The sequence below is a fragment of the Phenylobacterium sp. P4_E10 genome (assembly GCF_056401675.1).
Window position 1 is genome coordinate 7,501 of the sequence record NZ_JBFUIW010000006.1, and the last position, 13,513, is coordinate 21,013.

The following is a 13,513-nucleotide window of genomic DNA, read 5'->3' on the forward strand; positions in this document are numbered from 1 at the left end:
GGTCTTGAACAGCCAGTCTTGCGGCAGGAAAGTCTGGATCAAGTAGCCGACAATGATCACCAGGGTGGCCAGCACCGCCGGCCAGGGCGCATTGAAAATCGGCTGCCGCTCGTCCTCGCTCAAAGCCTAGTCTCCAAACTCTTCCAAAATCGACGTTCGTCTAAAGCGTCGGCCTTAACCAAATCGCGAGGTCTGCAACTTAGATACGCCCCAAGTTCGGTCAGGCCACGCTTAATGCACGCCCGGTCGTAGTCTTTAGTCGGGTGGGGTTTCCAAGGGGCATGACCGCAGCTTCCTTCGCTGATCTGCGCGCGCTGGCGTTCGCCACGGGCGTGGGTCTCCTCGCGGCCGCACCCGCGCACAGCCAATCCATGACGACGAACTCGGCCGACTTCAACGCCGGATACGGCCGCCGCGCCGGATCGGAGAACCATCCTGTGGATGTCTCCACCCGCGACGCCAACGGCAACCGGGTGATCATCGACGGCATCATCCAGTCCGGGGAAGACCAGTCGAGCTTCTCCTTCAGTTCCGGGGCCGGCGAGTCGTTCTCCGGCGTCGGCTCGCTCGGCGGCGGGTCCACCGCCATCGGCAACAGCCTCGTGGTGGTCACCCAGGGCAACTACAACACGGTCATCGTCAACTCGAGCCAGGTCAATAACGGCGCTGTCTCGGCCGGCACGACCCTCAATGGAGGCGTCGCGCCCAATGACCAGTAAATCCCTCGCCGGCGCCCTGATCAGCGTCGCTGCGCTGACCCTCTCGGCCTGCGCCACCCCGGTCGCCGGGCCGGGCGGCAACTACGCCCGCGCGATCGGTACGGCCACCGTGACGGCTAACCCGACGCCGTATTCCGACGCCTTGGTCTGCATGGCCGGCTTCGCGCGCACCACCAACCTGGTGGCCCCGCGCATCGCGGTCGGCCGCATCGCCGACTACACCGGCAAGTCGGAATCCGACGGCTCCGGCCGCAAGATCACTCAAGGCGCCTCGCTGATGGCCATGTCAGCCTTCGCCAAGGCCGGCATGCCGTTGGTCGAGCGCTTCGACACCTCGGTCTCGGAACTCGAGCTCAAGTACGCCAACAACAAGCTGATCTCCGACACCCCCAATCCGGCGCCCGATCAGGCGGCGGACTACCGGCGCATCCTGGCCGGCCAGGTGCCCGGCTCGGATTTCTATGTCGCCGGCGGCATCACCGAGCTGAACTACAACATCCGCTCGGCCGGCATCGACGTCGCCGGGGGCGACCTCGACCCGCAGGATCCGAAAGGCTCGTTCCGCGGCCGGCTGTTCGTGATGAACATCGGCCTGGACATGCGGCTCATCAACACCCGCACGCTCGAGGTGGTGGACGTCATCTCCTACCAGAAGCAGGTGATCGGCCGCGAAGTCGGCGTCGGCTTCTTCGACTTCCTGAACGGCAACGTCTTCGACATCTCGGCCGGGTCCGGCGCGCTGGAGCCGATGCAGCTTGCAGTGCGCAGCCTGGTGGAACGCGCGGTCGTCGAAATGACCGCCAACCTCTACGGCATGCCCGGCCCCCTGGCCTGCCTCAGCTCCGACCCCTTCGCCACCGGAACGGTCGGCCTGACCGGCGGCTATGTGCCGGCCTACAACAACCTGGGTACGAACAATGGCCAGACTCGCGAAGAGGCTTCTCGTTGGAACGTTCGTCGCGATTCTTCCGTGCCAAGCCGCTATTAGTCAGACCGCGCCTGGCTCGGTCCTGAACAGCCAGGTTCAGTTCGGCGACGTCTTCAGCCAGCAGATCCTCAACGTGGTCGAGGTCCCTGACTTTACCGACGGCGCCTCGAACGCCACGGGCAACCGCTTCTCCGGAGCCGCGAACATCGACGGCGCCGACATGCGCTCCGACCAGGCGGTGCATAGCCAGGTCAACGCCGACACCCGTCTGGACGTGGCCGTCCAGTCCGGCGCCGTCACCCGTCTCTCGACCACGGCCAGCGGCAACTACGCCCAGGCCAGCGCCAACGACGCCACGGTCACCGGGGTCTATTCCCAGACCGCCACCGCCTCGGCTGGCGTGATCGCCCACAGCCACAGCGAAGCGCCGACCGGCACGGTCGGTTACATGAACAGCTACGTTCAGGGCTCCGCCAACGGCCTCTCCGTCGGCCTCGACAACGCCACAGCCATGATCGGCGCCACCCAATCGAACGCCGCGACCGTCATCACCGACGGCGGCGGCGTCTATGGCCGGGTCGACAACACCGCCAGCTTCGCGGCCACCACCGCCGGCAACGACGTCACCCTTTCGGGCGCCGAAGGCTCCTCGGCCCAGATGGTCATCGGTCAGAGCAACACCGCGCCTTTGACCCAGGCCGGTCAATTCACCGCCTTCGGCGCTGTCCAGGAAGCCTGGACCAGCGCGGTCGCCGCCGGCAACAACGCCAACCTCTACAACGACAACGTCCAGCTCGGCGTCACGGCGAACCAGACCAACCAGGCCTATGTCCGCGCCCAGACAGGATCCAGCGCCTATCAGTACGGCGCCGCCTACGCGACGGCCCAGGGGGTCGGGAACGCACTGGTCGCCGGCGACATCGGCGACGAATTGGTGCTCGACACCATTCAGCTCAATGAGGGCGGCGGCATCGAGGCGATCGCCCGGTTCGACGGGGCCCAAGGCTACGACGCCGAAGCGACCGCCATGGCCCAGGGCAATTCGGTGCTCGGCTATGGCTGCTCGGACTGCGAAGCCCGCGTCGACTTCGTCAACAGCCAGGCCAACAACGCCGATGTCGGCGCCCAGAGCTACATCAGCGTCGCCGGCGGCCGCTCGGCCACCGGAACGGCCAACGCCGTCGGCAATTCGGCCACCTACCTCGTCAGCCGTCCTTCCGGCCAATAGTCGCCTCGCCGCGACCGCGCCTTGCGAACGCCATGCTCGCCTGCGCAAGGTGCCGAGCCCAACCGATCCTGGATCTGTAACACCTGATGCGACGTCTCTTCAGCGCGGCCTCCGCGCTCGCCATCGTCCTGGCCGTCCCGGTCACCGCCTCGAGTTTCCCCCTTCCCAAGTTCGGCTCCGCCAAGGAAGCTCCGGCCCAGGCGAAGCTCCCTCCCGGTGAATGGGCCCAGGCCCGCTCCGACGTTGTCGCCGATCCCGACATCCGCTTCGGCGCCCTGCCCAACGGCATGCGCTACGCCATCCGCAAACAGTCGATCCCGCCCGGCCAGGCCGCCGTCCGGCTGCGCTTCGACGCCGGCTCGCTGATGGAGACCGACGCTCAGCAGGGCCTCGCCCACTTCCTCGAGCACATGGCCTTCAACGGCTCCAAGGCCGTGCCGGAAGGCGAGATGATCAAGATCCTGGAGCGGCTGGGCCTGGCCTTCGGCGCCGACACCAACGCCTCCACCAACTTCGACGAGACGATCTACAAGCTTGATCTGCCGCGCACCAACGACGAGACCGTCGACGCCGCCCTGATGCTGATGCGCGAGGCGGCCGGCAACCTCACGCTCGACGCCGGCGCCATCGACCGCGAGCGCGGCGTGGTGCTGTCCGAGGAGCGGGCCCGCGACACCCCGCCCTACCGCGTCTACCAGCGCCGCCTGGAGTTCTTCCTGAAGGGTCAGCGTCCGCCGACCCGCTATCCGATCGGCAAGGTCGAGGTGCTGCAGAACGCGCCCGCCGAACAGCTCGCCGACTTCTACAATCGCTACTACCGGCCCGAGCGCGCGACCCTGGTCGTGGTCGGCGACTTCGACGTCGCGGCCATGGAGGCCAAGATCAAGACCAAGTTCGGCGACTGGACGGCCGCCGGCCCCGGCGGGACCGATCCCGACCTCGGCGCGGTCCAGCCGCGCAAGGCCGAAGCCAAGCTGGTGGTCGAACCGGGCGCGCCGCTCTCCATGCAGCTGGCCTGGGTCCGCAAGCCGGACCACAGCGCCGACACCATGGCCAAGCGCAAGCGCGACCTGGTCGAGCAGCTCGGCTTCTCGGTGATGAACCGCCGCATGCAGCGCCTGGCCCGCGGGGCCGAGCCGCCGTTCCTCGGCGCGGCCGCCTTTGAAAGCAACGAGTACGACGCCGCCGAGCTGACCATGGTCATCGTCAACGCCGAGCCCGGCCGTTGGCGCGAGGCCCTGGCCGCCGCGGAGCAGGAACAGCGCCGCGCGGTCAAGTTCGGCGTCCGCCAGGACGAGCTGGACCGCGAAATCACCGAGTACCGCGCCAACCTCAAGGCCGCCGCAGCCGGCGCCGCCACCCGCACCCCGGCCCAGCTGGCTGGTGAGGTCATCGGCTCATTGGGCGAGCATGAGGTGGTCACCAATCCGATCCAGGACCTCGCCTTCTTCGAGGCCGCGGTGAAGGACCTGAAAGCCGAGCAGGTCTCGGCCGCTCTGAAGGCGACCTTCACCGGCGACGGCCCGCTGTTGTTCATGGCCTCGCCCAGGCCGATCGAGGGGGGCGAGTCCGCCCTGCTCGCCGAGCTCGACGCCTCGCGCAAGGTGGCCGTCGCGGAGCCGGCAGCGGCTACCGAGGTGGCCTGGCCCTACGGGACGTTCGGCTCCACGGTCGGCAAGGTGGTCGAGACCAAGGACGTCTCCGATCTCGACGCCACCTTCATCCGCTTCGACAACGGCGTGCGTCTCACCGTGAAGCCCACCCGCTTCAAGGACGACGAGATCCTGGTCCGGGTCAATGTCGGCGGCGGCCGCCTGGATCTGCCCAAGAACGCCCCGAACCTCAGCTGGGCCTCGGGGGCCTTCGTCGAGGGCGGTCTCGGGCAGATCGACGCCGGCGACCTTGAGCGCGTGCTCGCCAGCCGCCTCTACGGCGCGCAGTTCTTTGTCGCCGACGACGCCTTCGTACTCTCTGGCGGCACCCGGCCGGAGGACCTCGACGTCCAGCTGCAGGTGCTGGCCGCCTACGCCAGCGACCCGGGCTGGCGGGCCGAGGCCTTCAAGCGGCTGCAGAGCGCCGGCAAGACCATCCACGACCAGTATGAGGCGACCGACTCGGGCATCGTCTCGCGCGATCTCGCCGGCCTGCTGCACCCCGACGACCAGCGCTGGGCCTTCCCCAGCCGCGAGCAGATCGCCGACGCCAAGCTCGACGACTTCAAGGCCCAGGTCGGGCCGATCCTGGCCGGCGGTCCGATCGAGGTCGTCGTGGTCGGCGACACCACCGTCGAGAAGGCGACCGAGGCCGTGGCCCGCACCTTCGGCGCCCTGCCCCCGCGCAGCGCCCCTGCGCCCGTCCCCACCCAGCGCGAGGTCGCCTTCCCAGCTGGCGTCGACAAGCCGCTGGTGCTGACCCACAAGGGCCGCGCCGACCAGTCGATCGGCTACATCGCCTGGCGGACCAACGACTTCTATTCCGATCCTCAGCGGGCTCGCGACACCGCCGTCATGGGCGAAGTGCTTGAGCTGCGGCTGATGGAGGAGCTGCGCGAGTCGCAGGGCGCCACCTACTCGCCCAGCGTTATCTACAATCACAGCTTCGTCTGGCCGCGCTGGGGCTATGTCTCGGCCAGCGTCGAGATCCCGCCGGCCAAGCTGCCCGACTTCTTCAAGGACGTCCGCAAGATCGCCGCCGACCTTCGCGACAAACCGATCACCGAGGACGAACTGGCCCGCGCCAAGAAGCCGCGCATCGACCAGATCGAGAAGGCGCGCGAAACCAACGGCTACTGGCTGGGCGAACTGTCCGGGTCCCAGGCCGATCCGCGCCGGCTGGAGGCCACCCGCGCCATGATCCCTGGCACGGAAAGGGTCAGCGCCGCCGACGTCCAGCGCGCCGCCCAGGCGGTGCTGAAGGACGACAGCACGTGGATGCTAGAGGTCCGCCCCGGCAAGAACTAGAGGAACCACGCGGATCGTCGCGGGCCGCGCGGCATAGCGTCATATAGCCAAGCTGGCCTCGCCTGGGCTCTATACGGGCCAGCGAACCCGCGGCTCTGTCGCGGGACTGGAACGGCAGTAGGGGATTATCGCCCGTATCAGCGACCCCATCGCATCCTTGCGCTTCTGCGCCGGGCCGTGGCTCCATCGCGAGCCATGCTGCCGATCGATCACATTCCCTTCGCCGCCCCGGATCTCGACGTCCTCGCCGCGGCGTTCGGCGCGCTTGGCTTCACGGTCGCTCCGGCCTGCGCCTACAATTCCCCCGACTATCCGGACGCCCGCTGGCGCAACCGCAGCGTCTTCCTCCGCCAGGGCTGGTTCGACCTGCTGTATGAGCCACAGGCTCCGGCCAACGCCGCGGTGACGCCCGGCGCCTGCCTGTTCCTTTCCCCGGACTTGGACGCCGCGGCGGCCGGGCTCGGCGACATGCGCCTGCATCCGGCCTATCGCCTCGAGCGGAGCTGGGACGGCGCCCCCGAGCTGGGGACCGAGACCTTCCGGCTGTTCTCGATCCGCGAGCGCATCAGCCCGCTCGGCCTAGCCGTGATCGCCCACCACTATCCCTGCCCCGACACCCGCGCGGAGTGGTTCGAGCACCCAAACAGCGCAGCCAGGTTGTCGGGTCTGATCTTCGCCGGCGGCGAGCCCGGCCCCTTCGCCAAGGCGGCCGGCCGCGTCCTCGACCTCTCCGGCTTCGAGCACTGGCCGCCCGAGACCTTCTGCGCCGCCTTCGAAGACGCCGAGGTCGCCGTCCGCGTCGAGGTCGACTCGCTCGAAGCCGCCCAGGCCGCGCTAGGAAGCGACCTCACCGCCCGCCAAACCGCGGGCGGCCTCGCCCTCCGCGCCCCCGCCCCGCTCGCCTGCGGCTTCCTGTTCGTGGAATCCTAGTAGACGTAGCCGCCGACGCCGCCGTCGAGGCTCATGCTCGTCGCGGCGCTTTCGGTGACGCGTTCTTCTTCCTCGCGATAGGCGGTGTACTTCTCGATCTCGGTGATGGTCAGCACCTTGATGCCGGCCCCGAAGCGACGCAGCAGCGAGCGCTCGTTGCAGTCGCGGGCCGGGGCCTGGCGGCGGCACTCGAGTTTGCCGCCGCGGCCGTGATAGAGCGCGTCGCCCTTGCCGCAGGCCAAGGTCTTGCCGCCGGAGAAGTCCACCTTGCCGTCGAAGTCGGCGATGGTCGCCTGCAGCCATGAGCCGGCGATGCAGCGATAGAGCTCACCGTCAAAGGCGGCGTCGATGTCGCGGTCCGGGCGGACCTGTGAGGCCGGGTGCGGAATCTGGCGCGCGTCGATGCAGACGGCCTGGATCACCACGCGGCGCGTGCGCATCCGGCTGGCCTCGTAGGCCACCTGCCTCATGCGCTTGCCGCCGTCGACATTGAGCTGGATCGAGCCGCTGGCCATCGGCGCGGTGTATCCGCCGCCATAGCCGCCGCCGTAGTACACGGCGCCCGCACCGGCGCCCGCGCCGGCTCCAGCGCGCCCGCCGGCGATGGCGATGGCCACGTTCGAGGCGTGGACATGGATGTTGCCGTTCGGATCCTCGGGCGGCGCGCTCGGCGGCGGCGGGTCGTCTGGCGGGTCGCTCGGCGGAGGCCGGCAGCAGACCGGAGGCGGCGGCGGGGTCGTGCAGCAGGGCGGAGGCGTGGTGCAGCAGACCGGGGRCGGCGGCGTCGTGCAGCACTGGGCTGCGGCCGCACCGGCCAGCATCATCACGCCAAGGCCAAGCACGAGGCCCAGCAGGGTCGAACGCATGTTCATGGACGGCCCCTCCACGGCCAGCCGGCCGCTGGGGCGGCGAGCGCCGCACTAAAGCTTACGCGGCTTAAGAATCTCTGAGCCTTGAGCCGTCGTCCCGATCTGGAACGCCAGGCGGCTGGCGCCGATCTTCCTGCAAGCCCCGTGCGGCCGCCGGTTGGCCGCATCGGAGGCGCGAGATGTTCCATTCGAACACGCAGCAGATGATCGACTACTGGCGCGGCAAGAGCGGTCTGGCCGCCCTGCCCGTGCGCGCGGCCATCGATCCGACCGAGTTCGCCAAGCTCGCGCCCCAGGCTTTCATGCTCGGGCGCGCGTCCTCGGGCGTCTATCCGGTGCGTCTGGCCGGGGGGCTGGTCGCCGAACTTCACCAGCGCGATCTGCGCGGCCGCAACTTCCTATCGCTGGTGGACGAGCGCGGCCGCACCGACCTGCACACCGCCTTGGAGACCGCTCGCCGCCGGCCCGAGCCGATGGTCGCCCACATCGAAGCCATGGGCGACGACGCCTCGGTCGAGCTCGAGATCCTGTTCGCGCCTATCGCTGGCGGCCCCAACTCGCCCGAGCGGTTCCTGGGTCTTTATCAGCCGATGTCGCTGGTCGCGGGGCTGCGCGATCAGCCGATCCGCGCCCTGGCCGTGCGTGCGATCCGCGGCGTCGGCCCGGCCAACGAGGAAACCTATCGCCTGCGGCTGGCCACTCTCGACGGCCGCCGGGTCGCCTGAAGCTCAGACCGCCTCGGCCGCGTCGTCCAGCAGGCGCGAGATCGCCTCCTCGGCCCGCGCCCGTGCGTTGGCCGTGCGGAACAGCTTCACGTGCTGCTGGTAGGCCAGGCTGACCCCGACCAGTTCGAACACCAGTTGGCGGCAATAGTCGCCCGGCGCCTTGCCGGCCTTGGGCAGGTCCGACGCCACCCGCGCCAGGGTTTCGTGCCAATCGGCCTGCGAGGCCACCAGTCGGTCGCGGATCAGACCCGGCCGGTCGTCATACTCCTGGGCCGAGACCGCGAAGATGCAGCCGCCCATATCGGCCTCGCCGTCGATCCAGTCGATCCAGCGGCTGAGCAGCGCCTCCATCCGCGCGCGGCCGCGCGGCAAGGCCAGGCTCGGCTCGATCACCCGGGTCCGGAAGCGCTCGATCGCCTCCTCCAGAACCGCCAGCTGCAGCGCCTCCTTGGACTTGAAGTGCGCGAACAGGCCGCTCTTGGACAGCTCCAGGCTGTCGGCCAGCGGCCCGAGGGATAGCCCCTCGAGCCCTACCGAAACGGCCTGTTCCAGGGCCCGGCCGACGATGGCCTCACGTGTTGCGGCGCCTTTTCTCATGCGCCCCATTTAGCACGATCGGTCGTTTTTGCAAAGTCAGACGGCGGACGCCTCATTGAGCGTCGCCAGGTCTTCCTTCGTCAGCACCAGCCGCGCCGCGCCCATCAGCTCCTCAAGCTGGATTAGGCTGGTCGCCGAGGCGATCGGGCCGGTCAGTCCGGGCTGGGCCATCACCCAGGCCAGCGCCACCTGCGCAGGGGTCGCGCCCTTGGCGCCCGACACCTTGTCCAGCGCCGCCAGGATGCGCATGCCGCGCTCGTCCATCATCCGCTTCACGCCGCGGCCGCGCGGGCTTTTGTCCAGGTCCGCCTCGCTGCGGTACTTGCCGGTCAGGAAGCCGGAGGCCAGGCCGTAGTACGGGATCACCCCGACCTCGTTGTCGATGCAGACCTGCTGCAGGCCGCTCTCGAAGCCGGCCCGGTCATAGAGGTTGTAGAGCGGCTGCTCGCTGTTGTAGCGCGCCACGCCCTTGGCCGCGCTGACCTCCAGCGCCGACGCCAGCCGGTCCGGGGTGAAGTTCGACGAACCGATGGCCCGCACCTTGCCGGCCTTCACCAGCCGCTCATAGGCCTCGGCGGTCTCTTCCTGCGGGGTGTCGGCGTCGTCGCGGTGCGACTGGTAGAGGTCGATATAGTCGGTCTGCAGCCGCTTCAGCGACGCCTCCACCGCCTCGACCATGTACTTGGCCGACAGCCCCTTCATGCCCTCGCCCATCTCCGAGCCGAGCTTGGTGGCCACCAGCACCTTGTCGCGCTTGCCGCCCTGGGCCAGCCATTTGCCGATCACGGTCTCCGAAGCGCCGCCGCCGGCCGGCGACCAGCGCGAATAGACGTCGGCGGTGTCGACCATGTTGAAGCCGCCGTCGATGAACGCGTCGAGCAGCTTGAACGACGTCTCGTCGTCAGCCGTCCAGCCGAACACATTGCCGCCGAGCACCAGCGGCGCGACCTTCAAATCGGACTTGCCAAGTTTGCGCAGTTCCATCGTCGCCTCCTAAAATTAAACGTCAGAATAAATAAAGAAAAAGCCCCCTCCGGTGGGAGGGGGCTGGCCGTTCTTACGCCGCCTTCTGGTCGTCGCCGTAGACCGGCGCGTCCTCGGCCGGCAGCGCCGCTCGGCCACGGATCACGTCGGAGATCTTCTCGGCGATCATGATCGTCGGGGCGTTGGTGTTGCCGCCGACCAGGGTCGGCATCACCGAGGCGTCGATCACCCGCAGGCCCTCGACCCCGAACACCTTCAGCTCGCCGTCGACCACCGCCATCTCGTCGCTGGCCTGGCCCATCTTGCAGGTGCCGACCGGGTGATAGATCGTCTCGGCGTGCTTGCGGATCCAGGCGTCGATCTGCTCGTCGCTCTCGACGTCCTTGCCCGGGAACAGCTCCTCGGTGCGATAGGCGTCCAGCGCCGATTGCGCCGCCACCTTGCGCATCATCCGGACCCCCTCGCGCAGGGCGCGGCGGTCTTCCTCGGTGGCCAGGTAGTTGGCGAAGATCGCCGGATCGTCGGTCGGGTTGGCCGACCGCAAGCCCACGCGGCCGCGGCTCTCCGGGCGCAGCTGGCAGACGTGGAAGGTGAAGCCGTCCTTCGGCACCGCCACCTTGCCATGGTCCTGCATGATCGCCAGCACGGTGTGGATCTGCAGGTCCGGCCGGTCGAGGTCGGGCCGCGACTTCAGAAACGCGCCGGACTCCAGGAACTGCTGGCGGCCCAGGCCCTTGCCGAAGAAGGCGTAGTTCATGCCGATGGCCAGGGTCTTCAGCAGGCCCTTGCGCAGCGAGAAAGCGGTGATCGGCTGCGGGCACTCCCAGGACATGGTGACGTCCAGGTGGTCCTGCAGGTTGGCCCCGACGCCCTTCAGCGCCTTGACCACCGGAATGCCGAACTTGCCCAATTCTTCCGGGTCGCCGATGCCCGACAGCTGCAAGATCTGCGGCGATTGCACGGCGCCGGCGCTCAGCAGCACTTCCTTGCCGGCGTGCACGACCTTCTTCTCGCCGGACTTGGCGTCGATGTACTCGACCCCGGTGGCGCGGCCGTTCTCGATGACGATCTTGCTGGTCCGCGCGCCCGTGATGCAGGTCAGGTTCGGCCGCGCCAGGGCCGGATGCAGGTATCCGCGCGCCGCGCTCCAGCGCTGGCCGTCATGGATGGTCATCTGGTACGGGCCCCAGCCTTCCTGCTGGAAGCCGTTGAAATCACTGGTGACCGGATGCCCCGCCTGGCGGCCGGCCTCGACCGTCGCCTTGTAGATCGGGTTGGGCGAGGAGGCCTTGGAGACCTTCAGCGGTCCCTCGCCGCCATGCCAGGCGTCGCCGCCGCCTTCCAGGCTCTCCGAGCGCTTGAAGTAGGGCAGCACGTCCCGGTACGACCAGCCCGACACGCCCATCTGGCGCCACTGGTCATAGTCGCGGGCGTGGCCGCGGATATAGATCATGCCGTTGATCGAGGACGAGCCGCCCCAGCCCTTGCCGCGCGGCCACCACAGCTTGCGGCTCTCCAGGTTGGGCTCGTCCTCGGTCCAGAAACCCCAGTTGTAGGTCCCCGGCTTGCCGATCAGCGCGCCGACCCCGGCGGGCATCTTGACCAGGATGGAGTTGTCCTTGCCGCCGGCTTCCAGCAGCAGGACCTTGGTCTGCGGATCTTCGGTCAGCCGGTTCGCGAGCACGCATCCGGCGGACCCCGCGCCGATGATGACGTAGTCGTAGCGATCCATGTGTTTCCGTCCCTAAACACTGTTAAGTTAGGGGCACCCTACTGAACCGCCGCCGGGAAACAAGGCGGGTTCCGGCGGTTTTTTTCAGATCGGGCGATCGCCGTTCGGCTAATTGCGACGCAAAGGCGGGTTGGCCTGAATGGGGCAATCGTGACAGTCTGCACAGGAGTCACGGCAGGCGATCCCTCAACCACCGATGAGCGCGCAACAGACCGCACCGGCCGATAGCATCCCGCGCCCGGTGACTTCCGACGTCCAGGCCGCCCTCGCCATTGGCGGCGCAGTGTTGCTGGCGGCCATCGTCGGCATCCTGCTTCGTCCCGTCGGCAACCTCAGCGCCTTCTGGCCGGCCAACGCGGTGCTGATGGGCCTGATGGTCCGCCATCCGCGCCTGGCGCGCCCCAGCAGCTGGATCGCCGCCACAGCCGCCTTCATCGCCGCCGACGCCCTGACCGGCAGCAGCTGGAACAAGGCCTTCATGCTGTCGGCCTGCAATCTTGCCGGCATCGGCCTCGGGGTCGCGCTGTTCACCCGGCTGCAGCCGCGCGACCGCTTGCTCGGACGCCCCTCGTCGCTGGTGGCGGTGATGCTGATCGTGCTGGTCGCCTCATCCCTGACCAGCGTCCTGGGCGGCATCGCCAATGTGGCGCTGTTCCGAACCAGCTTCACCCACGGCCTGGTGATCTGGCTGTCCACCGAGCTGGCCAACTACATCGTCATCCTGCCCATCGTCCTGACCTTCCCCGGTCCGGCGACGCTTCAACGCAACATCGCCGAATTGCGGCGTCACCCTCCCGGCCCGAAGGCGGCGATCCCGCTGGTCACCTATCTGATCTGTCTGACCATGGTGCCGGTGGTCGGCGGCCCCGGCGCCCTGGCCTTTCCCGTGCCCAGCCTGCTCTGGTGCGCCCTGACCTACGGACTGGCGGCTTCGGCCTTGCTCACCCTGTCCTTCGCCGTCTGGACCCTGGTCATTCTTTCGCTGGCCACCCAGGGGATGAGCGACCTCACCGGCTACGACCTGGTTTCGCTGCGACTAGGGGTCATGCTGGTGGCCCTCGCGCCGATCACGGTCGCCAGCGCCATCGCCGAACGGAATGAACTGCTCGGCCAAGCCCGCGCCGCGCGCAAGGCGGCCGAGGACGCCATGGCTGCCCGGACCCTGCTGCTGGCCACCATGGCGCACGAACTGCGCTCGCCGCTGACCGCCATCGTCGGCTTCTCCAGCATGACGGCCAAGCAGGCCTATGGTCCGCTGGGCCACCCCAAGTACCTCGACTATGCACAGTCCATCGAGATGGCCGGCTCGCACCTCAGCGACCTGGTCACCGACCTGCTGGACACGGCCCGTGTCGAGGCCGGCAAGTTCGAACTGGCGCCGGTCCGCACCTCCAGCCAGGAGATCGTCGAGCAGGCCGTGCGCCTGGTCCGTGGCCTGGCGGTCGAGGCCAGCGTCAGCATCGCCGTGCAGGACTGCGAGTGGCCCGAGGTTCACGCCGACCCCCGCGCCATCAAGCAGGTGCTGATCAACCTGCTTTCCAACGCCGTGAAGTTCTCGCCGACCGGCGGGCTGGTGGTGCTCACAGGCACGGCGACCAGCGAACGCCTCACTATCGAGGTGAGGGACTCCGGTCCCGGCATCGCCGAGGAAGACCTCGTCCGGCTTGGCCGCCCCTTCACCCAGGTCGGCGACCAAGAGGCGCGCCACAAGGGTTCGGGTCTTGGCCTGGCCCTCTCGGGCAACCTGGTCGCCATGCACGGCGGCAGCCTGCGCCTCGACAGCAGCCCCGGCGCCGGCACCACCGCGGCCTTCGACCTGCCGGTGGCGGCGGCGGCCTGAT

General features: G+C 68.6%; 12 protein-coding genes (1 of these 12 cut by a window edge). 7 read left to right on the forward strand and 5 right to left on the reverse strand.

Annotated elements, in window-relative coordinates:
• On the reverse strand, positions 1-123 hold the start of the coding sequence (locus AC1DQJ_RS08530; protein WP_477602202.1) for a rhomboid family intramembrane serine protease. The gene continues 510 nt to the left of window position 1, outside the view; only the first 123 of its 633 coding nucleotides appear in the window; it begins with the start codon at positions 121-123; the stop codon falls past the left edge of the window.
• A gap of 158 nt (positions 124-281) precedes the next feature.
• On the opposite strand from AC1DQJ_RS08530, the gene hfaA reads away from it, so the two are divergent.
• The 5 genes from hfaA (at position 282) to AC1DQJ_RS08555 (ending at position 6,765) form a co-directional block, all read left to right on the forward strand.
• A complete protein-coding gene (gene hfaA / locus AC1DQJ_RS08535) occupies positions 282-719 on the forward strand; it encodes a holdfast anchoring protein HfaA (protein ID WP_477602204.1) in 438 nt (145 codons plus the stop codon).
• Positions 709-1,707 carry a holdfast anchoring protein HfaB gene (gene hfaB / locus AC1DQJ_RS08540; RefSeq protein WP_477602206.1) on the forward strand — a complete coding sequence of 333 codons (999 nt, stop codon included), beginning with the start codon at positions 709-711 and terminating at the stop codon, positions 1,705-1,707. The genes hfaA and hfaB overlap by 11 nt, the downstream gene beginning before the upstream one ends.
• The gene (hfaD, locus tag AC1DQJ_RS08545; protein WP_477602208.1) at positions 1,637-2,875 is read left to right on the forward strand and encodes a holdfast anchor protein HfaD; all 1,239 of its coding nucleotides are present in this window, start codon (positions 1,637-1,639) and stop codon (positions 2,873-2,875) included. Before hfaB ends, hfaD begins: the two co-directional genes overlap by 71 nt.
• Positions 2,876-2,961: 86 nt before the next feature.
• A complete protein-coding gene (locus AC1DQJ_RS08550) occupies positions 2,962-5,835 on the forward strand; it encodes a M16 family metallopeptidase (protein ID WP_477602210.1) in 2,874 nt (957 codons plus the stop codon).
• Positions 5,836-6,030: 195 nt separating this feature from the next.
• Positions 6,031-6,765: a VOC family protein gene (locus AC1DQJ_RS08555; protein WP_477602212.1), complete on the forward strand. Its 735-nt coding sequence runs from the start codon at positions 6,031-6,033 to the stop codon at positions 6,763-6,765.
• Here AC1DQJ_RS08555 and AC1DQJ_RS08560 read toward each other — a convergent pair.
• Entirely contained in the window at positions 6,762-7,637 is an 876-nt protein-coding gene (locus AC1DQJ_RS08560; RefSeq protein WP_477602214.1) for a hypothetical protein, read from the reverse strand. The genes AC1DQJ_RS08555 and AC1DQJ_RS08560 overlap by 4 nt on opposite strands.
• A gap of 176 nt (positions 7,638-7,813) precedes the next feature.
• On the opposite strand from AC1DQJ_RS08560, the gene AC1DQJ_RS08565 reads away from it, so the two are divergent.
• Entirely contained in the window at positions 7,814-8,359 is a 546-nt protein-coding gene (locus tag AC1DQJ_RS08565) for a PAS domain-containing protein (RefSeq protein ID WP_477602216.1), read from the forward strand.
• Positions 8,360-8,362: 3 nt separating this feature from the next.
• Here the strand turns inward: AC1DQJ_RS08565 and AC1DQJ_RS08570 are convergent, their stop codons facing one another.
• The 3 genes from AC1DQJ_RS08570 to AC1DQJ_RS08580 form a co-directional block, all read right to left on the reverse strand.
• The gene (locus AC1DQJ_RS08570; RefSeq protein ID WP_477602218.1) at positions 8,363-8,956 is read right to left on the reverse strand and encodes a TetR/AcrR family transcriptional regulator; all 594 of its coding nucleotides are present in this window, start codon (positions 8,954-8,956) and stop codon (positions 8,363-8,365) included.
• Between the two features lie 36 nt (positions 8,957-8,992).
• Positions 8,993-9,940 carry an aldo/keto reductase gene (locus AC1DQJ_RS08575; RefSeq protein ID WP_477602220.1) on the reverse strand — a complete coding sequence of 316 codons (948 nt, stop codon included), beginning with the start codon at positions 9,938-9,940 and terminating at the stop codon, positions 8,993-8,995.
• A 73-nt stretch (positions 9,941-10,013) separates the two neighbouring features.
• Positions 10,014-11,672 (reverse strand): choline dehydrogenase, encoded by a 1,659-nt coding sequence (locus tag AC1DQJ_RS08580; RefSeq protein WP_477602222.1) that lies wholly within the window; start codon positions 11,670-11,672, stop codon positions 10,014-10,016.
• A 196-nt stretch (positions 11,673-11,868) separates the two neighbouring features.
• Here AC1DQJ_RS08580 and AC1DQJ_RS08585 point away from each other — a divergent pair, with 196 nt between their 5' ends.
• On the forward strand, positions 11,869-13,512 hold the full coding sequence (locus AC1DQJ_RS08585; protein WP_477602224.1) for a sensor histidine kinase: 1,644 nt from the start codon (positions 11,869-11,871) through the stop codon (positions 13,510-13,512).
• Position 13,513 lies beyond the last annotated feature (1 nt).